At 59.2% G+C, this 22875-nt stretch carries 15 protein-coding genes and 1 tRNA gene; 9 read left to right on the top strand and 7 right to left on the bottom strand.

Annotation, left to right across the window (positions count from 1 at the left end):
- The first annotated feature begins 50 nt into the window (after positions 1-50).
- From rplK to rplL, 4 genes are all read left to right on the top strand, one after another.
- Positions 51-473, top strand: coding sequence for a 50S ribosomal protein L11 (rplK, locus tag ABGT79_RS05205; RefSeq protein WP_294483919.1), 423 nt, complete (start codon positions 51-53; stop codon positions 471-473).
- Between the two features lie 146 nt (positions 474-619).
- Positions 620-1327, top strand: coding sequence for a 50S ribosomal protein L1 (gene rplA / locus ABGT79_RS05200; RefSeq protein WP_294483916.1), 708 nt, complete (start codon positions 620-622; stop codon positions 1325-1327).
- A 166-nt stretch (positions 1328-1493) separates the two neighbouring features.
- A complete protein-coding gene (gene rplJ / locus ABGT79_RS05195; RefSeq protein ID WP_346665300.1) occupies positions 1494-2015 on the top strand; it encodes a 50S ribosomal protein L10 in 522 nt (173 codons plus the stop codon).
- 69 nt (positions 2016-2084) lie between these two features.
- On the top strand, positions 2085-2465 hold the full coding sequence (rplL, locus tag ABGT79_RS05190; RefSeq protein ID WP_294483914.1) for a 50S ribosomal protein L7/L12: 381 nt from the start codon (positions 2085-2087) through the stop codon (positions 2463-2465).
- A 1293-nt stretch (positions 2466-3758) separates the two neighbouring features.
- On the opposite strand, the gene ABGT79_RS05185 is transcribed toward rplL, so the two are convergent.
- Positions 3759-4184: a hypothetical protein gene (locus ABGT79_RS05185; protein WP_346665299.1), complete on the bottom strand. Its 426-nt coding sequence runs from the start codon at positions 4182-4184 to the stop codon at positions 3759-3761.
- A 65-nt stretch (positions 4185-4249) separates the two neighbouring features.
- Here ABGT79_RS05185 and rpoB point away from each other — a divergent pair, with 65 nt between their 5' ends.
- The 4 genes from rpoB to ABGT79_RS05165 all read left to right on the top strand — a co-directional run bounded on the left by rpoB (position 4250) and on the right by ABGT79_RS05165 (position 15090).
- Positions 4250-8422 carry a DNA-directed RNA polymerase subunit beta gene (gene rpoB / locus ABGT79_RS05180; RefSeq protein ID WP_346665298.1) on the top strand — a complete coding sequence of 1391 codons (4173 nt, stop codon included), beginning with the start codon at positions 4250-4252 and terminating at the stop codon, positions 8420-8422.
- 155 nt (positions 8423-8577) lie between these two features.
- Positions 8578-12786, top strand: a complete 4209-nt coding sequence (gene rpoC / locus ABGT79_RS05175; protein ID WP_346665297.1) for a DNA-directed RNA polymerase subunit beta' — start codon at positions 8578-8580, stop codon at positions 12784-12786.
- 195 nt (positions 12787-12981) lie between these two features.
- Positions 12982-13797 (top strand): phospholipase D-like domain-containing protein, encoded by an 816-nt coding sequence (locus ABGT79_RS05170; protein ID WP_346665296.1) that lies wholly within the window; start codon positions 12982-12984, stop codon positions 13795-13797.
- A gap of 309 nt (positions 13798-14106) precedes the next feature.
- A complete protein-coding gene (locus tag ABGT79_RS05165; protein ID WP_346665295.1) occupies positions 14107-15090 on the top strand; it encodes a glycosyltransferase family 9 protein in 984 nt (327 codons plus the stop codon).
- Between the two features lie 214 nt (positions 15091-15304).
- On the opposite strand, the gene leuB is transcribed toward ABGT79_RS05165, so the two are convergent.
- From leuB to ABGT79_RS05135, 6 genes are all read right to left on the bottom strand, one after another.
- A complete protein-coding gene (leuB, locus tag ABGT79_RS05160) occupies positions 15305-16378 on the bottom strand; it encodes a 3-isopropylmalate dehydrogenase (protein WP_346665294.1) in 1074 nt (357 codons plus the stop codon).
- A 116-nt stretch (positions 16379-16494) separates the two neighbouring features.
- Positions 16495-17007 (bottom strand): 3-isopropylmalate dehydratase small subunit, encoded by a 513-nt coding sequence (locus ABGT79_RS05155; protein WP_346665293.1) that lies wholly within the window; start codon positions 17005-17007, stop codon positions 16495-16497.
- The gene (gene leuC / locus ABGT79_RS05150) at positions 17007-18287 is read right to left on the bottom strand and encodes a 3-isopropylmalate dehydratase large subunit (protein ID WP_346665292.1); all 1281 of its coding nucleotides are present in this window, start codon (positions 18285-18287) and stop codon (positions 17007-17009) included. The genes ABGT79_RS05155 and leuC overlap by 1 nt, the downstream gene beginning before the upstream one ends.
- Positions 18288-19110: 823 nt before the next feature.
- Complete coding sequence (locus ABGT79_RS05145; RefSeq protein ID WP_346665291.1) at positions 19111-20400, bottom strand: L-serine ammonia-lyase, iron-sulfur-dependent, subunit alpha; 1290 nt, start codon at positions 20398-20400, stop codon at positions 19111-19113.
- Positions 20401-20402: 2 nt separating this feature from the next.
- Positions 20403-21623, bottom strand: a complete 1221-nt coding sequence (locus ABGT79_RS05140; RefSeq protein WP_346665290.1) for a dicarboxylate/amino acid:cation symporter — start codon at positions 21621-21623, stop codon at positions 20403-20405.
- A gap of 53 nt (positions 21624-21676) precedes the next feature.
- A protein-coding gene (locus ABGT79_RS05135; RefSeq protein ID WP_346665289.1) for an IS5 family transposase occupies positions 21677-22431 on the bottom strand; the annotation gives its coding sequence in 2 pieces (ribosomal slippage) (positions 21677-22098 and positions 22098-22431; 756 coding nt in all).
- 337 nt (positions 22432-22768) lie between these two features.
- Between ABGT79_RS05135 and ABGT79_RS05130 the strand changes: the two genes are divergently transcribed.
- A tRNA-Val gene (locus ABGT79_RS05130) sits at positions 22769-22844 on the top strand.
- Positions 22845-22875 lie beyond the last annotated feature (31 nt).

Genomic DNA, 22875 nt, shown 5'->3' with positions numbered 1-22875 from the left:
CGACAGCAGTCAGGCCTGTGCCTGAGACCGCAAAATAAGGATTAACGACAATGGCCAAGAAAGAAGTTGCCAAGATCAAACTGCAGATTCCTGCTGGTGCTGCCAACCCCTCTCCGCCCGTTGGTCCCGCTCTGGGCCAGCACGGCGTGAACATCATGGGGTTCTGCAAGGAATTCAATGCTCGTACTCAGGATCAGAAGGGCATGATCATCCCCGTGATCATCACGGTGTATGCCGACCGCTCCTTCACCTTCATTACCAAGACGCCTCCGGCTCCCGTTCTGCTGATGAAGGCCGCCAAGGTTGAAAAGGGATCCGGCGAGCCCAACCGTACCAAGGTTGGTTCCGTCACCATGGCTCAGGTTGAGGAAATCGCCAAGCTGAAGATGCCCGACCTGAACTGCAAGGATCTCGAAGGCGCCGTGCGCAATATCATGGGCACCGCGCGCAGCATGGGACTGGACGTTAAGTAATAACGTTCAGGCGGCAAGACGGCGTCCGTACGTGTGATATGTGGGCGCGTTCATCGCGCCGCGCCTATTTCGTTGGATTCGGCCGTACTGCCGGCTTTGGTCGGCAGGAGATTCGAGACGACAAGCGCAAAGAAAGGAATACCATCATGCCTACGCATGGAAAAAAATATCGCAATTCGCTGGAAGGCGTTGATCTGACCCAGCGTTTTTCCGTGGAGGACGCGGTTGCCAAGTCCCTTGGCGCTTCCTTCGCCAAATTTGATGAAACGGTTGACGTGGCCCTTCGTCTGGGCGTCGACCCCAAGTACTCCGACCAGATGGTCCGCGGTGCTGTTTCCCTTCCCCACGGCCTCGGCAAGACCGTTCGCGTGGCCGTGTTCTGCAAGGGCGACAAGCAGGCTGAAGCCCGCGCCGCCGGTGCCGACGTGGTCGGCGCTGAAGACCTCGTCGCCCAGATCAAGGGCGGCTGGCTGGAATTCGACGCCGCCGTCGCCGCTCCCGACGTCATGGCTCTCGTGGGTCAGGTCGGTCGTGTGCTCGGCCCCCGCGGCCTGATGCCCAACGCCAAGACCGGCACCGTCACCTTCGACGTTGCCAAGGCCGTTCAGGAACTGAAGGCCGGTCGCGTGGACTTCAAGGTTGACAAGGCCGGCGTGCTGCACGCCCCCCTCGGCAAGGTTTCCTTCGGACCTGAAAAGATCCTCGGCAACCTCAAGGCTCTGCTCGACGCGGTTGTGCGTCTGAAGCCTTCCGCCGCCAAGGGCCAGTACATGCTTTCCATGACCGTTTCCACCACCATGGGCCCCGGCTTCAAGGTCGACATGGCCCAGTGCAAGAAGTTCATCGAAGGCTAAGTGAGAGGCATCCCGCAAGGGATGCCTTCCGCCTTTCAAATATTTAGGCTAGGGAAGGAATTTCGGGTCGAAGACGGCAGGAGGCGCAAGCCTTAATATCCTGCTCAGACAGATTCTTTGGCTCGGCATTCCACAAGACAAAACACCCAATCGTGAGGAGCATCACGTGAAGAACAGGTCTGAAAAAGCCGTAATCATCGAGCAGGTCAAAGAAATTGCCTCTCGTGCTTCGTTTGCGGTTGTGACCGACTTCAAGGGTATGTCGGTGGAAGAGCTGACCGGGCTCCGTGTGGCGCTGCGCGCCGCTGGCGGCGAATATCACGTCGTCAAGAACACTCTTGCCCGCATCGCTTTAGCAGACACCGAACACAGCTCCATCTCTTCTTCGCTGAAGGATAACTGTGCCATTGCCCTTGGATTCAATGATCCGGTCGGTGTGGCCAAGGCTCTCACGGACTTCGCCAAGACCAACAACAAGCTCGAGATCCGTCAGGCCAGCCTCGACGGCAAGGCTCTGACCCCCGCTCAGGTGGCCGATCTCGCCAAGCTGCCTTCCAAGGAACAGCTGCTTGCTCAGGCCCTGGCGACCATGAACGCCGTGCCCACCAATTTTGTGTCTCTCATGGCCAATATGGTTCGTCCTCTTCTGTACGCCCTCAAGGCTATCGAAGAGAAGAAGGCCGCGTAATTCGCGCCTTTGGCTGCCATTTCGCCCCAAACCATCAAAGTCAAAGAATTTTTTTAAGGAGTCATTACCATGGCCGATATCACCAAGGAACAGGTTGTTGAGTTCATCTCCAACATGACCGTGCTCGAACTGGCTGAATTCATCAAGGAACTCGAAGAAAAGTTCGGCGTTTCCGCCGCCGCTCCCGCCGTTGCCGTGGCCGCCGCTCCCGCTGCCGCTGCTCCTGCTGAAGAAGAAAAGACCGAATTCGACGTTATCCTGAAGGAAGTCGGCGCCAACAAGATCGGCGTCATCAAGGTCGTGCGCGCTCTGACCGGCCTCGGCCTCAAGGAAGCCAAGGAAAAGGTTGACGGCGCTCCTTCCACCCTGAAGGAAGCTGTCTCCAAGGAAGACGCCGAAGCCGCCAAGAAGGAACTCACCGAAGCCGGCGCCACCGTCGAAATCAAGTAAGTTCCTTTCACAGAGATGTGAATTTGAAGCCCCCTCAGCCCGAGGGGGCTTTTTTGTTGTCCGAAGAGGGGCGCGCTCTCTCTGTCGGCGGGGCAGCGTCGTCCCGACGGCCTTCCGGCATAGCCGGGGCTGAGCCGTTTCGACCGGCCGTGGATTCTGGAACGACGCCGGAACGAAAGGGCGGAACAGTGACGGCGGGAGTAACAGCGGGGCCGCGTGCTGCGCTCCCCGGCGTCTCGTCGAAGTGCCCAGGGAGCGAAAGGGCGCGTGCCGATCGGCTTGCCGCGGCGCGAGGCCGGGAGCGCGAAGATTGTTTTTGGGGCGGGGGAGTTTCGGCGCCGGGATGCCCGGGGCATGATGAAGAAGCAGGGAAAAACGTGGCGTCCGTCCCCGTGCAGCGGGGGGATGCCCTCTGCGTTGCGTTGAGTCTGGTGGCGGAGACTCTGCCGTGGCGTCCGCGACGCCTGTTCCTGCGCCGGGCAGAGTCTGCGCAGGCAGGCTCGTTTGTGCGGGCTCGGCGGGAATGTGCCCGCCGAACGGAGCCGGAGGTCGGGAGGGCTCCCGAGGTCTCGCCCGGTTCCTGACGTCCTCGGTCTTCGGTGATTTCGGGCTGTGTCGAAACGTTTTTGGGGGAGAGCCGCCGCCGAAGAGCGTCGCTTCTGCGCTCCGGATCCGTAGGTCGGGAAGGAAAGGTTGAGGTCGGCAGGTGCGGGGAGCTCGACGGACTGAGGCTGCGCTGAAAGTCGGCGATGAAGGGCGTGCGCAGCAGAGTACGGAGGGGAGAGCAGGGGCAGAGCCGTGGTCGGCGGAAGCGCTTTGCCCCGCAAGTGCGTCATGCCTTGCAGGCAGGCCGCTGCCGGATATGGGGGCTCGTCATTGTCGAATGTTCAACCGGGGAAAGGGGAGAGCCTTTGCTTTGTCGCGGGCTTCATTGCCGGGAGCACGGCGATCAGGAAAAGGCTGGGAAGAGAGCCGGGGACAGACCGGGGGCGGCAACCGGGGAAGAAAGTCTGGGGATGATGGTTCTGCCCTCAATGCGGCGTCGTGTTCGTTGTGCGTTTGAGATCCATGCGTCGCCGTCGGCAGGCGTTCGTCTGTCTGCCGAACGTGGACGCGGCAATGCTTCTGAACAATGCCGCATCCGTTTATTGAGCATGTTTAGAACCGGAGCAGAGTGCCGTGAAAAGGGGCGGGCGCGGCGCAGAAATGCGGGCCTGGGCGCAAGCCTCGTGGTATTTTCTCCGAAAATAGGTTGAGAAACGAATCCGTCCGGCGAAGTTGTGGCGTTTTCCCTCATTTTCGGCGGACGGATGAGAACATATGCGGCATGAACGCCGGCCCGGCGGCAAATGCCGTGCGGCCGTCGTTGTTTCGACAAAGGAAATTGAAGAGCGAACTTTTTCTGCTGCATTGATTTTTTTCGGAAAAATGGAGAAAAAGCAGAAAAATTTCACTTGTCAACAGAAACGGCAATTGTTTTTTAGAAAAAAATGAGCTATCCTGAAATATGGAAAAGGTGTCATGAAAACACTTGCTATTTGCCTGATAAGGGGTTAGTCTGACTGACTCATTAGGATAATCTCTACGGACGGATATGCAGGCATCACACATTGAACGCTCCATATAACCAGATGCCATAAACCGCAGGCAACGCCCCTTCCAAGGCATGGAAAGGGGGGCTTTGTTGCCTGTTTTTTCGCGTCTGCCTTTCTGTGTCAAGGCTTTCTTCCGTACGTCAATTTTCCGGCGCAGGGCCGGACAACTGCCATTCTTGAGGTAAAGTAATGGGTCAGCTTACGAAGCAATTCGGCAAAATCAAAGTGTCCATTCCCATTCCGCACCTTTTGAATCTTCAGGTGGACTCTTACAGCGCCTTCCTTCAGGAAGGCCGCAAGGAATCGGAACGCGATCCCCATGTCGGACTCGAAGGAGTCTTCCGGTCGGTGTTCCCCATCGAAGATTTTAATCGCACCGCCAGCCTGGAATATCTGGGCTATGAGATAAGCGAGCCAAAGTACGACCAGGCCGAGTGCATCTCCAAGGGTCTGACCTACGAAGCTCCCGTGCGCATCAAGGTACGTCTCGATATCTACGACGTCGATGAAGCCACAGGCGCCCGCACCTACCGCGACGGCAAGGAGCAGGACATCTATTTCGGCACGCTTCCGCTGATGACCGAAAAGGGCACCTTCATCGTCAACGGCACGGAACGCGTCATCGTCAATCAGCTGCAGCGTTCTCCCGGCATCATCTTCGAGCACGACGGCGGCAAGACGCACACTTCCCGCAAAGTGCTCTATTCCTGCCGCGTGATTCCCATGCGCGGTTCGTGGCTCGACTTCGACTTCGACCACAAGGACATCCTCTACGTGCGCATCGACCGTCGCCGCAAGATGCCCGCCACCATCCTGTTCAAGGCCATGGGCATGTCCAAGAATCAGATTCTCGACACCTTCTACAAGAAGGAAGAGTATCGTCTGGACGGCTCCCGTCTGTTCATGCGCGCCGACGCCGATCTGTACGCCAACGACAAGGATCGTCTCGCCTACAACGACATCCTCGACGCCGAAGGCAACGTGGTGGTCAAGGCCGGCAAGAAGCTGAACAAGCGCGACTGGAGAAAGATTGCCGGAGCCGGCATCGAATTCATCGAAGTGGCTCCCGATTCGCTCCAGGGCCTGTTCCTCGGCGAAGACGTGGTCAACGCCGCCACCGGCGAAATCATGGCCGAAGCCGCCGACGAAGTGACGCCTTCCCTGCTCGATCAGCTTCAGGAAGCGGGCGTAACCACGCTCAGCATTCTGCACACCAAGGGCGCCGACACCTCCTCCTCCATCCGCGACACCCTCATGCTCGACAAGACCACGAGCACCGAGAAGGCGCAGGAGGAAATCTACCGTCGTCTGCGTCCGAGCTCTCCGCCCACGCCCGAAATTGCGGCCAGCTACTTCGACAATCTGTTCCGCAATCCCGACTACTACGATCTGTCCGCCGTGGGCCGCTACAAGCTCAATCTGCGCCTCGGTCTCACCACCGACAAGGACGTGCTCACCCTCACCGACGAGGACATCATCACGGCCATCAAGGTGCTCGTGACCATGAAGGACACCAACGGCGCGCCCGACGACATCGACCATCTGGGCAACCGCCGCGTGCGTCTGGTGGGCGAACTGGTGGAAAACCAGTACCGCATCGGCCTCGTGCGCATGGAGCGCGCCATCAAGGAACGCATGAGCATTCAGGAAGTGGCCTCGCTCATGCCTCACGATCTCATCAATCCCAAGCCCGTGGCGGCCGTGCTCAAGGAATTCTTCGGCACCTCCCAGCTGTCGCAGTTCATGGATCAGACCAACTCCCTCTCGGAAGTCACGCACAAGCGTCGTCTTTCCGCTCTGGGCCCCGGCGGTCTTACCCGTGAGCGCGCGGGCTTTGAAGTGCGAGACGTTCACACCTCCCACTACGGCCGCATCTGCCCCATTGAAACGCCTGAAGGCCCGAACATCGGCCTCATCGTTTCTCTGACCACCTACGCCAAGGTGAACGAATACGGCTTCATTGAAACGCCCTACCGCGTGATCCGCAACGGCTGCCGCACCGATGAAATCGTGCATCTCGACGCTTCCTGCGAAAAGGATCAGATCATCGCCCAGGCCAACGCTCCCGTGGACGAAAACGGCCGTTTCATCGAAGAGAACATGACCGTCCGCTCCACCGGCGGCGACGTGCTCATGGCCAGCCGCGACGAAGTCACCCTGCAGGACATTTCGCCGAGCCAGATGGTGTCCATTTCCGCCGCGCTCATTCCCTTCCTTGAACACGACGACGCCAACCGAGCCCTCATGGGCTCGAACATGCAGCGTCAGGCCGTTCCGCTTCTGCGTTCCGAACGTCCTCTCGTGGGCACCGGCATGGAATACGACGTGGCCCGCGACTCCGGCGCCTGCCTGCTCGCCGAAGGCGACGGCGTGGTTCGCTACGCCGACGCCGAACGCGTCATCGTGGCCTACGACAACCTTTATCTTGAAGACCGCGGCGGCGTGCGCAGCTACGATCTTCTGAAGTACCACAAGTCGAACCAGAACTCCTGCTTCGGCCAGAAGCCCACCTGCTACCCCGGTCAGCGCGTGAAGAAGAACGACGTGCTCGCCGACGGTCCCGGCATCGAGAACGGCGAACTGGCCCTCGGCAAGAACCTGGTGGTGGCCTTCATGCCCTGGTGCGGCTACAACTACGAAGACGCCGTGCTCATCTCCGAGCGCGCGGTGAAGGACGACATCTATACCTCCATCCACATCGAGGAATTCGAGGTTGCCGCCCGCGACACCAAGCTCGGACCGGAAGAAATCACCCGCGACATTCCCAACGTGGGCGACGACATGCTGCACAACCTCGACGCGAGCGGCGTGATCCGCATCGGCGCGTCCGTGAAGCCCGACGACATCCTCGTGGGCAAGATCACGCCCAAGGGCGAAACGCAGCTCACTCCTGAAGAGAAGCTGCTGCGCGCCATCTTCGGCGACAAGGCCCGCGACGTGAAGAACACCTCCCTCAAGGTTCCCCCGGGAATCGAAGGCACCGTCATCGACGTGAAGGTGTTCAACCGCCGTTCCGGCGAAAAGGACGACCGCACCCGCGAAATCGAAGCCTACGAAATCGCCAAGCTCGACCGCAAGGAAGCCGATCACGTGCGCGCCCTCACCGAGCGCACCCGCGAACGCATGCGTCCTCTCATGGAAGGTCAGGTGCTCGCCGTGGACATCGCCGGCAAGCGCAAGGGCGAAGTGCTGGCCGCGGCCGGCAGCGAACTCACCTGGGACGTCATGCTGGAGCTGCCCATCAAGCGTCTGGCCGACATCCTGCGCAACAAGGACGTCAACGATCAGATCGTCCACATGCTGGAAGCCTACGACCGCCAGCTCGAAGTGGTGAAGAAGCTCTACGACTCCAAGCGCGAAAAGGCCACCGAAGGCGACGATCTGCCTCCGGGCGTCATCAAGATGGTCAAGGTCCACATCGCCATCAAGCGTAAGCTTTCCGTGGGCGACAAGATGGCCGGCCGTCACGGCAACAAGGGTGTGGTCTCCATGATCCTGCCCGAAGAAGACATGCCCTTCTTCAAGGACGGCCGTCCCGTGGACGTCGTGCTGAACCCCCTGGGCGTGCCTTCCCGAATGAACATCGGTCAGATCATGGAAACGCATCTGGGCTGGGCCGCCAAGGAACTCGGCCGTCAGCTCGCCGAAATGGTGGACAACGGCGTGGCCATGGATGAGCTGCGCCGCGAGGTGAAGGACATCTTCGCCGCCGATCTGCCCGCCGCCCGCGCCGACGGCATGAGCATCGACGAACTGGTGGACAGCATGAGCGACGAGGAACTCAGGAAGGCCGTGCTCGGCCTGCGCAAGGGCATCATCACCAAGACCCCCGTGTTCGACGGCGCGCAGGAAGAGCAGATCTGGTCGTGGCTGGAAAGAGCCGGTCTGCCCAACGACGGCAAGACCGTGCTGTACGACGGCCGCACCGGCGAACCCTTCGCCAACCGCGTGACCACGGGTGTGATGTACTACCTGAAACTGCATCACCTCGTCGACGAAAAGATTCACGCCCGTTCCACCGGCCCCTACAGCCTGGTGACGCAGCAGCCTCTCGGCGGTAAGGCCCAGTTCGGCGGCCAGCGTCTCGGTGAAATGGAAGTGTGGGCTCTGGAAGGCTACGGCGCGTCGTACCTCCTGCAGGAATTCCTGACGGTCAAGTCCGACGACGTGGCCGGCCGCGTGAAGATGTATGAAAAGATCGTCAAGGGAGACAACTTCCTTGAAGCCGGTCTGCCCGAATCCTTCAACGTTCTGGTCAAGGAACTCATGTCCCTCGGCCTCAATGTGAATCTTGAACAGGAAGAACCCAAGAAGCCGGCCAAGCCCCGCTTCTTCGTGAACACCCCTGTCATTGAAGAATAAGACGGGGCGCTGCCCCGGAATCCGCCCGGGTCGCCCCGGGAGCCGCATCGGCCTTTTCGGGCCGGTGCGGCGCGGATATTTTCCGCAGGAGACCGGATGCTCCGTTTTCCTGCTCAGGCAAAGATGAATCCAACCCTCTTGCCAGGGAGATATAGATGAGTCTGGACGATCTGTTTACTGTCCGTGACACGGCGGCCACCTCCAGCGTGTCGAACATCCGCAATCTGAATTCCATTCAGATCACGCTCGCGTCGCCGGAAAACATACGGGAATGGTCGTACGGCGAAGTCAAGAAGCCGGAAACCATCAACTACCGTACGTTCAAGCCTGAACGCGACGGTCTTTTCTGCGCCAAGATCTTTGGTCCCGTCAAAGACTACGAGTGCAACTGCGGCAAGTACAAGCGCATGAAGCACCGCGGCATCGTCTGCGAAAAGTGCGGCGTTGAAGTCATTGCCTCCAAGGTGCGCCGCGAGCGCATGGGCCACATCGAACTGGCCGCGCCCGTCGCCCACATCTGGTTCCTGAAGACCCTGCCTTCCAAGATCGGCACCCTGCTCGACATGACCATGGCCGATCTGGAAAAGGTGCTGTATTTCGACTCCTACGTGGTTCTCGATCCGGGTTCCACCAACCTGAGCCGCATGCAGGTCATCTCCGAGGACCAGTACCTTCAGATTCTGGAACGTTTCGGCGACGAAGCCCTCAAGGTGGGCATGGGCGCCGAAGCCATCCGCGGCCTTCTCGAAGAGCTCGATCTGCCGGCCCTCAAGGTGAAACTGCGTGAGGAATCGCAGGAAACCAAGAGCCAGACCAAGAAGAAGAAGCTCACCAAGCGCCTGAAGATCGTGGAAGCCTTCCTCGAATCCAACAACAAGCCGGAATGGATGATTCTGGAAGTCATTCCCGTCATTCCGCCGGATCTTCGTCCTCTGGTTCCGCTGGACGGCGGCCGCTTCGCGACCTCCGACCTCAACGATCTGTACCGCCGCGTCATCAACCGCAACAACCGTCTGAAGCGCCTCAAGGAACTCGGCGCGCCGGACATCATCATCCGCAACGAAAAGCGCATGCTTCAGGAAGCGGTGGATGCCCTGTTCGACAACGGTCGCCGCGGCCGCGCCATCACCGGCACCAACGGCCGTCCTCTGAAGTCCCTGTCCGACATGATCAAGGGCAAGCAGGGCCGCTTCCGTCAGAACCTGCTCGGCAAGCGCGTGGACTACTCCGGTCGTTCCGTTATCTGCGTCGGTCCTTCGCTCAAGCTCCATCAGTGCGGCCTGCCCAAGAAGATGGCTCTGGAACTCTTCAAGCCCTTCATCTATTCCGAACTGGAAAAGAGAGGCTACGCTTCCACCATCAAGAGCGCCAAGAAGATGGTCGAACGCGAGGAACTCGTGGTGTGGGACATTCTCGCCGAAGTGGTGCGCGAATACCCCGTGCTCCTGAACCGCGCGCCTACCCTGCACCGTCTGGGCATTCAGGCCTTTGAACCCCTGCTCGTGGAAGGCAAGGCCATCCGTCTGCATCCGCTCGTGTGTACGGCCTACAACGCCGACTTCGACGGCGACCAGATGGCCGTGCACATTCCGCTTTCCGTGGAAGCGCAGATCGAATGCCGCGTGCTGCTCATGAGCACCAACAACATTCTCTCGCCCGCCAACGGCAGCCCTGTCATCATTCCTTCGCAGGACATGGTTCTCGGCCTGTACTACATGACCGTGGACCGCTCCTTCTGCAAGGGCGAAGGCATGGTCTTCTGCGGCCCCTGGGAAGTGGAAGCCGCCTACGACGCCAAGCAGCTCGACCTGCACGCCCGCATCCGCGTGCGCATGGAAGACGGCAAGCTCGTGGACACCACCTGCGGCCGCGTGCTCGTGTGGGAACGTCTGCCCCACGTGCTGCCCTTCGAGGAAGTCAACAAGGTGCTCACCAAGAAGGCCATCGGCAAGCTCGTGGGCATCGCCTACAAGGCCGCCGGCATCAAGAACACCGTCATCCTGTGCGACCAGCTGAAGAACATCGGTTACGAGTTCTCCACCCGCGCGGGCATTTCCATCGGCCTCAAGGACATGACCATTCCTGCCCGCAAGAAGGCCATCATTGCCGCCTCTCAGGCCGAAGTGGACGACATCGAACAGCAGTACCGCAACGGTATCATCACCCGTACTGAAAAGTACAACAAGGTGGTTGACGTGTGGTCGCAGACTTCCACCACCATTTCCAAGGAAATGATGAAGGAAATCTCCGTCGATCACGTGGTCGATCCGAAGACGGGCCGCGAAGCCGACGACACCAGCTTCAACCCTATCTTCATGATGTCCAACTCCGGCGCTCGAGGCAACGCGGACCAGATGAGACAGCTCGGCGGCATGCGCGGCCTCATGGCCAAGCCTTCCGGCGCCATCATCGAAACGCCTATTACGGCAAGCTTCCGTGAAGGCCTTACCGTGCTGCAGTACTTCACTTCGACGCACGGCGCCCGCAAGGGTCTGGCCGATACCGCTCTGAAGACCGCTAACTCCGGTTACCTCACCCGCCGTCTGGTGGACGTGGTGCAGGACGTCATCGTGTCTCAGGAAGACTGCAACACCGTGGACGGCATCGAAATGACCGCTCTGCGCGAAGGCAACGAAATCAAGCTGCCTCTGCGCGACCGCATCATCGGCCGCGTGCTGCTGTACCCCGTCATGCATCCCACCACCAAGGAACTGCTGTTCCCGGCCAACACCCTGGTGGATGAAAAGGTGGCCAACGCCCTCGACGAAGCCGGCGTGGGCACCGTGACCATCCGTTCCGCCCTGACCTGTCAGGCCGAACGCGGCGTGTGTGCCCTGTGCTACGGCCGCGACCTGGCCCGCGGTCATCTCGTGAACGTGGGCGAAACCGTGGGCATCATCGCCGCTCAGTCCATCGGCGAACCCGGCACGCAGCTGACCATGCGTACCTTCCACATCGGCGGCACGGCGTCCGCTCAGGTCGCCAAGTCCAGCTTTGAGGCCCAGAACTCCGGCCGCATCAGCCTGACCCGCGTGAAGTCCGTCATCAACCGCGACGGCATCGCCATGGTCATCGGCAAGAGCGGTCAGCTCACCATCGTGGACGATCAGGGCCGCGAAGCCGAAAAGTACATCCTGCCCAACGGCGCCCGCCTCTACGTTTCCGACGGCGAGGAAGTGGTGAAGGGCAAGATGCTTGCCGAATGGGATCCGTTCAACGAACCCTTCATCACGGAAGTTGACGGTTTCATCCGCTTCAAGGACATCATCGAAGGCAAGACCGTGCAGGAAAAGATGGACGAGGCCACCCGCCAGTCCACCCGCACCATCATGGAATACCGCACCACGAGCTTCCGCCCTGCCATCGACATCACGGCGGAAGACGGCACCATCAAGTCGCGCACCTCGGCGCAGGGCACCGGCTCCATTCCGGCCACCTACACCATGCCGGTGGGCGCCCTCATCATGGTGAAGGACGGCGAGGCCGTGCAGGCCGGCGACATCATCGCCCGTAAGCCCCGCGAAACCTCCAAGACCAAGGATATCGTGGGTGGTCTTCCCCGCGTGGCCGAGCTCTTCGAAGCCCGCAAGCCCAAGGAAATGGCCGTGGTGTCGGAAATTTCCGGCATCGTGGAATACGCGGGCGAATCCAAGGGCAAGAGAAAGCTCATCGTGCGGCCTGAAGTGGGCGAAGCCAAGGAATACCTCATTCCCAAGGGCAAGCACATCACGGCTTCCGACGGCGACTATGTGGAGGCCGGCGAGCCCGTGACCGAAGGTCATCCGGAGCTGCACGACATTCTGCATACCCGCGGCGAAAAGTATCTCGCCCGCTACCTCGTGGACGAAATCCAGGAAGTGTACCGCTTCCAGGGCGTGGGCATCGACGACAAGCACATTGAAGTCATCGTCCGCCAGATGCTGAAGAAGGTCACCATTCTCGATCCGGGCCAGACCACGTTCCTCGTGGGCGAGCAGGTCGACAAGGTGGAATTCAAGGAAGAGAACGACAAGGCCATTGCCGAGGGCCGTCAGCCCGCCGTGGCCGAACCGCTGGTGCTCGGCATCACGCAGGCCTCTCTGAGCTCCCTGTCGTGGGTGGCCGCGGCCTCCTTCCAGGAAACCACCAAGGTGCTCACCGAAGCTTCCCTCAAGGGCAAGCACGACTACCTGCGCGGCCTCAAGGAAAACGTCATTGTCGGCCGCCTCATTCCTGCGGGTACCGGCTATCGCGAATACGTCAACCAGAACATCGAGGTTCCGGATCAGAAGGAACGCCCCGACAAGTTCCTGGAAGACCTTGAGGAACGTCCCATCATCGCTCCTGATATCGAAACCGGCATCAACAACGCGATAAACGACTAAACAGAGCGGGGGAGATTTTCTCCCCGCGCCTGAAATACGAGGCCGACGCCTGCGGCTCCTTCGGGAGTGCGGGCGTCGGCCTCGGCGTTTAATGTTTTTGATACGAGATGGAGATCTGTTGAGGCGGCAGGAAAGAGACTTGCACTTTTCGACAAGGGGGATAAAACATGACTATAATCCCGGGGAGTCATTGTCATGTTCATCGATCGTTTGTTTTCTTCACAGCATCAAGGTCCTTCTTTCATCACCACGGCGGCAATGGGGTATTACCTTGAACGAATGTTTGAAGAGGCGGAGAAATCGATCATCATTATCTCGCCATATATAAAAATGAGTTTGCGGATATATGACATTCTTCAAAAAAAGAGAGAATCAAATGTCAATATAACCATAGTTTATCGAGAGGAGTTTGAACATAAAGATATCGCAACCAATATTTTTAAAAGAAAAAATTTACATGCAAAATGCTTTATTACCGAAAAGTCGGCATTAATAGGAAGTATGAATCTTTATGATTACAGTCAGACAAATAATGATGAAATGGCCATATATGTTTCAAGAAATGAAAATGTCAAATTATATGATGAAGTAGAAAAAGAAGCATTAAGATTGTGCAATTCATTTTCTGACGATGCGCCTGTTCATAATAACAGATTGCGTGTTGGAAAAAAGTACAGCAGGGAAGAGCTGACAAAATATTTTGCCTTCATTGACGACCATCCAGGAGGAATCAAGCAAACAACTCGCGGAAATATTGTACTTTTTAGTTTTTCAAAAAGTAAATATGCAAACGAGGAAAGAGATGGCGTCATTTATTATATGGGACAGAACACAGGGCCGGGAGTGCAGGCGCTGAGGTATGGAAACAAAGCGCTGTATGATGTTTTTACCGGAAAATCTGGACGGATATTTTTCTTTAAAGACAACATGTTTTGTGGCGAGGTCGTCATCTGCCGGGAACCGTTTCAACGTGACGGAAAATGGATTTTCCCGCTCAAGATAAGAAAATAGTCAAAGTATGTTCCTGAATTGTTGCGGCGGCAACAGGATGAAATGCTTCTCTTGCGCTCAGCCGGGGAGAAAGCGGCTTCCGCCTTGACAGTCCCCGTTTGTTCGCGGACAGTGGAAGTGACTGCTTCCCGCCTTGCAAAAGCGGCCGCAGCGGCCTTCAGGCATGGCGGAAAGGTCGTTTCCGCGGGCTCTGGCCGCGTTTCAGGGCAAAAGAGGGCCGGGCATGCGCATCAGGGCTTCGCAGCGCCTTTTGGAGCGTGGAAGCGCCGTGCGCGCTGCGGCGGACACAACGGTTACAGGAGCGTTTCGTTGAAAAAGTTTCATATTCTCTGCATCAGATGCGACCGCATCGGCGACATGCTGGTCAGCACGCCGGTCATTCATCGCCTTCGCGAGCTTTATCCCGATGCCGTGCTGGATGTGATCGCCAGTCCGCTCGGTGCCGTGGCTCTGGAAGATAATCCCGACGTGAGTCGTCTTTTCATTTACGACAAGAAGTCCGCAGCCTCGTGGCTTCGTCTTCTGCCGCATCTGCTGGAGCCGCACGATCTGGTGGTGAACTTCAATGCTCATTCGCGCACGCTCTGTCTGCTTTCCGCGCTGGCGCGGGGTCGGAAAAAGGGCGCCCTGAATCAGGGCAGGCTCGCGCCGTGGAGCGGCGCTCCGGAAGACGGCGAGCACTATTCCGGCGTGATGCTGCGAGAACTGGAGGCCGAGTTTCAGCTCCCGCACGACGAGCATCCCGACATCAGCATCCGCTTTGCCGTGCCGGAAGCGGTGGAGAAGGCCGTGCGGGAGACGTATCCGCCGGTTGCGGGTCTGCGCAGGGTGGGCATATTCATCGGCAACATCAAGAAGACCGGACTGCGCTGGCCCATTGAAAAGTTCGTGGAGCTGACAAAGGTTCTTCTGGACAAAAACGCCGATGTGGACGTGTGGATTGTGGCGGGCGAAAGCGACGTGCCGCTGCTGGAGGCCTACCGCGGCATGGAGCATCCCAGACTGCATCAGTTCATCGGCAAGAAGTCGCTGCAGCACACGGCCGCATTTTTGAAAACGTGCGACGCCTTCGTCACGTGTACGTCGTCGCCGCAGCATCTCGCGGGAGCGGTGAAGGTGCCGACGGTGTCCATCACCTATCCGTGGTCGGAAACGCTCTGGACGCCGCGCGGACCGCTGAACTTTTCCGCCGTGTCGAAAGTGAACGACGACGTGCGGGACATTCCCGTGCGTGAGGTCTATGAAACGCTCGACAAGACCATGCAGGGAACGCTGACGCCGTGGACGGACTGATGCTTTTGGCGCGCGTTGTCTGACGGCAGAAAAAGTCGGGGCTGAGGCTCCGGCTTTTTTTGTTGCCGAAATGCGTTGTCGGTCCTTGGAGAGAAGAGGGCGGCAGGGAGGTCCTTTCGGCGGGCCTTTGGAGACGATCGGCTCAGGCTCTCGGTACAAAAAAGCGGGAGAAGACGTCAGGTCTTCCCCCGCAGCTTCCGGTGACTGCCGGAACTTAGATTCTGTCGCAGACGGCCTTGCCCATTTCCGTGGTGGAAACGGGGGTGATGCCGTGTTCGGCGATGTCGCAGGTGCGGATGCCAGCTTCAAGCACGGCGGTGACCGCGTTGTCGATGGCGGCGGCTTCCTTTTCCAGACCGAAGCTGTAGCGCAGCATCATGGAGACGGACAGGATGGTGGCCAGCGGGTTGGCGATGTTCTTGCCCGCGATGTCGGGAGCGGAGCCGTGGCTCGGCTCGTACAGGCCGAAGGAGCCGTCGGCGAGGCTGGCGGAAGGCAGCATGCCGAGAGAGCCGGTAATCATGCTGGCTTCATCGGAAAGGATGTCGCCGAACATGTTGGACGTGAGAAGGACGTCGAACTGACCGGGACGATACACGAGCTGCATGGCGGCGTTGTCCACGTACATGTGGGAAACGGTCACTTCGGGGTAGTCGGCGCTCATTTCGTTGACCACGCGACGCCACAGGCGCGAGGTTTCCAGCACGTTGGACTTGTCCACGCTTACGAGGTTCTTCTTGCGGGCCATGGCCGCGTTGAAGGCCACCTTGGCGATGCGGCGGATTTCCATTTCGCTGTAGCGTTCCACGTCGTAGGCTTCCTGACCGTACTTGCCTTCGCGCCAGCCGTGTTCGCCGAAGTAGATGCCGCCGGTAAGCTCGCGCACGATGACGAGATCCATGCTGTCGCCGATGTTCTCATGCTTGATGGGGCAGGCGCCGCTCAGGGCCTTGTGCATGATGGCAAGGCGCAGGTTGGCGTACAGGCCGAGGCCTTCGCGGATCTTGAGCAGGGCCTTTTCGGGGCGCTCTGGGCCGGGCAGATTGTCCCACTTGGGGCCGCCCACCGCGCCGAGCAGCACGGCGTCGTTCTTTTTGCACACTTCCACGGTGTCCGCGGGGAAGCAGGTGCCCACGGCGTCGTAGGCTGCGCCGCCCATGAGCAGATGCGTGAACACGAATTCATGGCCGAACTTCTGTCCGACCTTTTCAAGAACCTTGAGGGCTTCGGTCACGATTTCCGGGCCGATGCCGTCGCCGGGAATGACCGCAATGTGATACGTTGCCATGGCGTTGTCCTTTATGGCTGAAGAAAAAGGTTGCGAAAGCGCCGCCGGCGCTTTTCGTGGAAAAAAGACCTGTGCGGCCTGCGCGGTTGCCGTCCGCTGCGGGCGGACGGGCAGGGTCAGCGCGAGGCGCGCAGTTTTTCGATTTTGGCCTTCGAGTAGTTCACCAGACCGCCGCAGGCGATGAGGTTCTGCATGAAGGGCGGGAAGGGCTCGGCCTGGAAGGTCCGGCCCGTGGTTTCGTTGGTGATGACGCCGGTTTCAAAATCGACGCTCACCGTGTCGCCGTCGTGAATGTTTTTCGCCGCCTCGTCGCATTCGAGAATGGGCAGGCCGATGTTGAGGGCGTTGCGGAAGAAGATGCGCGCGAAGGTGGAGGCGATGACGCAGGAAATGCCCAGATACTTGATGGAGAGCGGCGCGTGCTCGCGGGAGGAGCCGCAGCCGAAGTTCTTGTGCGCCACCATGATGTCGCCGGGATGCGCCTTCTTCACGAAGTTAGGATCTTCCGATTCCATGCAGTGGGACGCAAGTTCCTGCGGGTCCGTCACATTGAGATACTTGCCGGGGAGAATGACGTCGGTATTGACGTCGTCGCCGAAAACAAAGGCTTTGCCGTGCGCGTTCTGCATCAGTCGTTACCTTCCTTGTCCATGATTGCTTCAGGGCTGACGATGCGGCCCGCTATGGCCGAAGCGGCCGCCACGGCCGGGCTGCACAGATACACTTCCGACTCCACATGGCCCATGCGGCCCACGAAGTTGCGGTTGGTGGTGGAAAGGCATTTTTCGCCCGCGGCGAGAATGCCCATGTGGCCGCCGAGGCATGCGCCGCAGGTGGGGGTGCTCACGGCGCATCCGGCTTCCATGAAGGTGCGGATGTATCCTTTTTCCATGCATTCCATGTAGATGGAGGGCGTTGCCGGAATAACGATGACGCGCAGCCTGTCGCTGATCCTGTGGCCCTTGAGAATGCTTGCGGCCATGGCCATGTCTTCCATGCGGCCGTTGGTGCAGGAGCCGATGAACACCTGATCGAGTTCCACGTCGCCCACTTCGTCGATGGTGCGGGTGTTGGAGGGCAGATGCGGGAAGGCCACCGTGGGACGGATGGCGGAAAGATCGATGTCGATGGTCTTTTCGTATTCGGCGTCGGGGTCGGCCTCGTAGGCGGTCCAGCTCTTTTTGCAGTGCTTTTCGAGGTAGGCGCGGCACACGTCGTCCACGGGGAAGGTGGCGTTTTTGGCTCCGGCTTCAATGGCCATGTTGGTCATGGAGAAGCGGTCGTCCATGGAGAGGTTGGCCACGCCGCTGCCGGAAAATTCCATGGAGCGGTAGAGCGCGCCGTCCACGCCGATGAGGCCGATGACGTGCAGCATGACGTCCTTGCCGCAGACCCACTTGCCGGGCTTGCCCGTAAGGTTGAAACGGATGGCCGCGGGAACCTTGAACCAGTTTTCGCCCGTGGCCATGCCCATGGCGAGATCGGTGCTGCCCACGCCCGTGGAGAACGCGCCGAGCGCGCCGTAGGTGCAGGTGTGGGAGTCGCCGCCGATGATGACTTCGCCGGGAGCCACGATGCCCTGTTCGGGGAGCAGGGCGTGTTCTATGCCCATGCGGCCCACGTCGAAGAAGTGGGTGAGTTCGTTTTCGCGGGCGAATTCGCGGCAGACCTTGCACTGCATGGCGGCCTTGATGTCCTTGTTGGGAGCGAAGTGGTCGAGAACCACCACAACCTTGTCCTTGTCGAAGACCTTGTCGGCTCCGGCCTTGCGGAATTCGGGAACGGCCAGCGCTATGGTGATGTCGTTGCCCATGACCACGTCGAGCTTCGCTTCAATGAGCTGGCCCGCGGTCACGCTTTCGAGTCCGGCGTGCGCGGCCAGTATTTTCTGAGTTACGGTCATGCCCATAGGGATATATCCTTGTAGAAATGAGAATGTGCATTGTTCCCGTTTGTCGGGGCAGCAGCAAAAAGTCCTTTCACGATAAAATAGCGGTTTGTGCTTGTCCAGAAGAAAGAAGGCAGACCTCTGGGCAGGACATAAGATTTCTCTGAAATAGGCCTGTCGTTTCCCGCGGATGCCCTGACGCGGAATGCGCGTCGGCTGTGTGACCGGAAAATTTTAGACGTTGGAATGCACCGCAGTCTGCACGGACTGAGCGGACGATCTCGACGATCTCGTGGAAGAAACGCCCTTCCTTCTGCGGTTTGCGCGGGTGAGCATCGTTCGGCTACTCTCTTTGTTTCTGACGCCTGAACAAATGATCTTTGCCCAGGAAAGCCTTCGGCCTGCGCTCTGTTCGGAAGCTCTTCGGCGCTGAAAAACTTCCGGTCTGCGTTCTGAGTGAAAGAGCCTCGGATTTGAGACTCATCTCGCTTTTGGACTGCACGAGTGATCTTCGTCGCGGAGATGCTCCGCCGTCTGCGACCTGAAAGCGATTCGCAATCGGCCCCGTCTGCCCTCTGCACAGACAATTCTCGAAGCTGGGATGTCTCGCTCTGCGTTTGCGCGGGCGATCCGCAGAGCTGAGACGCCTCGATTTGTGACAAGCTCGGTCGATTCCCGGCGCAGAACGCCTTCGTTTTGCGGACTGCGCGCGATGTCCGGCGTCGGCAGACTCCGGGACGGCAAAGAAACAATTCCGGCGGCGGGAGAAGCGCAGGGCGGAGTTCTGCATAAAAAAACAGACGGAACTCCGGGCCCCGTCTGTTTTGCGTCTGTCTGTCCGGTATCAGGACTTGTGCAGCATGATGTCGAGAATGACCTTGTCGGCTTCCTTCATGCCTTTGGAGCCGAGGCGTCCGAGATTGGCGATGCAGGCTTCGATGTCGTCGTCCACGATGCCTTCGTTGCCGGGCACCACGGTGCCGTTGAGGGCAAGCAGCACGGCCTGAATGCCCGCGCCCACGGCCGTGGCCACCTTGAGGGCGCAGCTGCTTTTTGCTCCGTCGCAGATCATGCCCGAAACGTTGCCCACCATGTTGCGCACGGTGCGTTCCATGTCCTTGAGACCGCCGCCGAGCAGCAGGGCGATGCCGCAGGCCGAGGCCGTTCCCGCCACCATGGCCCCGCAGTGGGCGGAAAGGCGGCCGAGGTGATGCTTGATGTGGATGGAGGTAAGATGACTCACCATGAGGGCGCGGGCGAGCTTTTCGTCGTCGGCCTGGGTGCGGATGGCGCAGGCCACCACGGGCATGGTGCAGGTGATGCCCTGATTGCCGCTGCCGGAATTGCTCATGACGGGCATCATCACGCCTGCCATGCGCGCGTCGGCCGCGGCGGCCGTAAGCTTGGTGGCGAAGGTGGGCAGATCGTCGGCGAGCATGTGATTGCGGATCTGCATGTCCATCATCTTGCCCACGCCGAGGCCGTACTGCTGCCGGAGTCCTTCTTCGGCCACGCGGCGGTTCATGCGCGCGGCTTCCAGAATGAAGCTGATTTCCTCAAGCGGGGCCGTGACTGCAAATTCGTAGATTTTGGCCAGCGTGAGCGGCCAGGGCTCGTCTGCGTTTTCGGCGTCGGCGCTCTCCTGCTTCTTTTCAAGGACGAGTTCGCCGTTTTTCCACACGCGGGTGATGTTGTCGTGGCTGCCCGCAAGTTCCGCGGCGGCGCTTTCGTTTCCGGCATGCACAGTGACCAGACAGTAGAGAAGCTGATCGTTGTCGGCCAGGTGCAGACGCACGGCGTCTTTGGCAAGCATGTCGCGCGCGGCCTGCGCCGTGGCTTCGTTGAGATCCTTCAGGCATTCCAGCCCGAGGGCGCTCTTGCCGCCGAGCGCGCCTGCGGCCGCGGCCACGCCGAGACCCATTTCGCCCGTGCCGGGCACCATGACGCCCATGCCGTTCTTGAGAAGATTGGCGCTCACGGCCACGTCCATGCGTTCTGGCGTCCTGCCGAGTTCCTCGGCCGCGCGGGCCGAGCACAGGGCCACGGCGATGGGCTCCGTGCAGCCGAGCGCGGGCACGACTTCCTTGTGCAGCAGAGAAAGAAAGACGGAGCGTTCCTGTTCGTTCATGCTCATGGTTACGCCTCGTTCTTGTGCTGGAGTTCGCCGAGCTGTTCGTTGCGGTTGAAGATGCCTTCGAGCATGAGCGTGAGCGCGCCGTCGCCCGTGATGTTGCAGGCCGTGCCGAAGCTGTCCTGCAGGGCGAAGATGGCGATGAGCAGGGCCACGCCGTTCTGATCGAAGCCGAGCACGCCGGTCACGATGCCGAGGGAGGCCACCACGGTGCCGCCGGGCACGCCCGGAGCGCCCACGGCGAAGATGCCGAGCAGCAGGCAGAAGAGAATCATGACGCCGACGCTCGGCAGCGTGCCGTAGAGCATGAGATGCAGGGTCATGCAGAAGAAGGTTTCGGTGAGCACGGAGCCGCACAGATGCACGGTTGAGCCGAGGGGAATCATGAATTCCACGAGGTTCTTGCTGAGCACGCGGGACTTGCGGGCGCATTCGAGGGCCACGGGCAGGGTGGCGGCGCTGGACATGGTGCCCACGGCGGTGAGATAGGCGGGAGTGTAGTAGCGGAACACCTCCCAGGGATTGCGGCCGGAGAGCGCGCCGCCGATGCCGTAGAGCACGGCAAGCCAGATGAAGTGCCCCACGATGACGATGAGCACCATGGAGATGAACACCGGCAGATGCAGGCTGAGCGAACCTTCATAGGCGAGGCCGAGGAAGGACATGCCCACGAAGAAGGGCAGGATGGGAATCATGATGCGCACCACGAGGGAGCTCATGACGCGTTCGAGTTCGGCGAAGATGCGGGCCAGGTTTTCCGATTTGGTCCAGGTGATGGCCACGCCGAAGAAGAGGGCGAGGACAAGGGCGCTCATGACGCTGAAGAGCGGGGGAATGTCGAGCTGGAACACGATTTCGGGGAGCTTGCGCAGCGTTTCCGTGGAGGTGGCGATGGAAAGATGGGGAATGATGATGTAGCCGGAAACGGTGGAGAAGAAGGCCGCGCCGATGGAGGAGATGTAGGCGATGGCCACGGCGGTGAACAGAATTTTGCTGGCGTTCTGGCCGAGGCGGACGATGGCCGGAGTGATGAAGCCCACGATGACGAGCGGCACCAGGAAGAAGATGATCTGACCGAAGATGTAGCGCAGGGAGACCACGGCATCCATGATGTGATGCAGGGGGCTTTGCGTGTTGTTGCCGAGGTAGGTGCCTATGAGGGAGCCTATCACGATGCCGGCCAGAAGTTTGAGAATAAGCGAGAAGTCGGCGGCTTTTGCGGACATGTTGATCCTCCATCATTAAAAGTACGTTTTTGCGCTGTTAGGTTCAGGACTCATTAAATATAAAAGATGACAATGGCAGCGAGACAAATGGCCGAAAAGAACGTGTGTGCACAACGGTCATAACGCATGGCTATTCTGCGCCAATCCTTGAGTCGGCCGAACATGATTTCTATCTTGTGCCGCTGCTTATAAACCTCCTTGTCATAGACCACCGGAGTTTTTCGGCTGTGTCTGCCAGGAATACACGGCGTGATTCCTTTACGGGACAAGGCATGACGAAACCAGTCGGCATCATAGCCTCTATCCGCCAGAAGCTCCCTGGCCTGCGGCAGAGTATCAAGCAGGACAGCAGCGCCTTTGTAGTCGCTCACCTGACCGCCGGACAGATGGAAGGCCAACGGTTGACCGAAGGCATTGCAGACAGCGTGGAGTTTTGAATTCAGGCCGCCTTTTGTGCGTCCGATACATCGGGAAAGGCCCCTTTTTTCAGCAAACTTGCTGCTGTCCTGTGTGCCTTGAGATGTGTGGTATCAATCATCAAGCGTGTTGTGGAGCCGTTTTGTTCAACAAGCTCCGCAAAAATCCTGTTAAAGACACCCAATCGGCTCCAGCGGATAAAACGATTGTAGAGAGTTTTGTATGGTCCATACTCGCGCGGGGCATCTCTCCATTGCAGGCCGTGCTTGATGACATAGATAATGCCGCTGACGACACGCCTGTCATCGACTCTCGGAATGCCATGGGAACGAGGAAAGTTGCGTTTGATACGAGCAATCTGTTCATGAGAAAGATAAAAAAGTTCCTTCATGGCATCCTCCCTATGCCGACAATAAGAACTTTTTACCCTTTTGGCAATTAATGAGTCCTGAGCCTAGCACAGGAATGTCCTTCGCGCAATACGGGGCTTCAAGAGAGAAGGCGGCAAAACGCCTGGAGGACGCGCGTTTTCGCCTGTCGGGAGGGCGGGCGGCGGCCCGGGAAAAAGCGGAAGCATTGCGCGCAGTTTTCGGAGCGCGGAAAGACGCGGGCCTGCCCGAAGCAGGGTCTGCGGAGGCCTGCTGCGGGGAAGAAAGTGAAAAATTCTTGTAGAAAATGCTTGACGAACCGGGGAAAGGTCTATAAGAATCGTCCTCACCGAACAATAAAGGCGCGTAGCTCAGGTGGCAGAGCACTTCCTTGACACGGAAGGGGTCAGCAGTTCAAGTCTGCTCGTGCCTACCACAAAAAATCATCGGAAAGGGAGGCAGCGCCT

Origin of the sequence: uncultured Mailhella sp., assembly GCF_963931295.1 — a bacterium.
GTDB lineage: Bacteria > Desulfobacterota > Desulfovibrionia > Desulfovibrionales > Desulfovibrionaceae > Mailhella.
This window is presented reverse-complemented; position numbering and strand designations above follow the sequence as displayed.

What these genes read in the sequence shown, in the direction of transcription:
- ABGT79_RS05145 (WP_346665291.1), bottom strand. Translation starts at nt 20,400, where the DNA reads ATGAGCATGAACGAACAGGAACGCTCCGTCTTTCTTTCTCTGCTGCAC.
- rpoB (WP_346665298.1), top strand. Translation starts at nt 4,250, where the DNA reads ATGGGTCAGCTTACGAAGCAATTCGGCAAAATCAAAGTGTCCATTCCC.
- ABGT79_RS05170 (WP_346665296.1), top strand. Translation starts at nt 12,982, where the DNA reads ATGTTCATCGATCGTTTGTTTTCTTCACAGCATCAAGGTCCTTCTTTC.
- leuB (WP_346665294.1), bottom strand. Translation starts at nt 16,378, where the DNA reads ATGGCAACGTATCACATTGCGGTCATTCCCGGCGACGGCATCGGCCCG.
- rplL (WP_294483914.1), top strand. Translation starts at nt 2,085, where the DNA reads ATGGCCGATATCACCAAGGAACAGGTTGTTGAGTTCATCTCCAACATG.
- ABGT79_RS05155 (WP_346665293.1), bottom strand. Translation starts at nt 17,007, where the DNA reads ATGCAGAACGCGCACGGCAAAGCCTTTGTTTTCGGCGACGACGTCAAT.
- ABGT79_RS05140 (WP_346665290.1), bottom strand. Translation starts at nt 21,623, where the DNA reads ATGTCCGCAAAAGCCGCCGACTTCTCGCTTATTCTCAAACTTCTGGCC.
- rplA (WP_294483916.1), top strand. Translation starts at nt 620, where the DNA reads ATGCCTACGCATGGAAAAAAATATCGCAATTCGCTGGAAGGCGTTGAT.
- leuC (WP_346665292.1), bottom strand. Translation starts at nt 18,287, where the DNA reads ATGGGCATGACCGTAACTCAGAAAATACTGGCCGCGCACGCCGGACTC.
- rpoC (WP_346665297.1), top strand. Translation starts at nt 8,578, where the DNA reads ATGAGTCTGGACGATCTGTTTACTGTCCGTGACACGGCGGCCACCTCC.
- rplK (WP_294483919.1), top strand. Translation starts at nt 51, where the DNA reads ATGGCCAAGAAAGAAGTTGCCAAGATCAAACTGCAGATTCCTGCTGGT.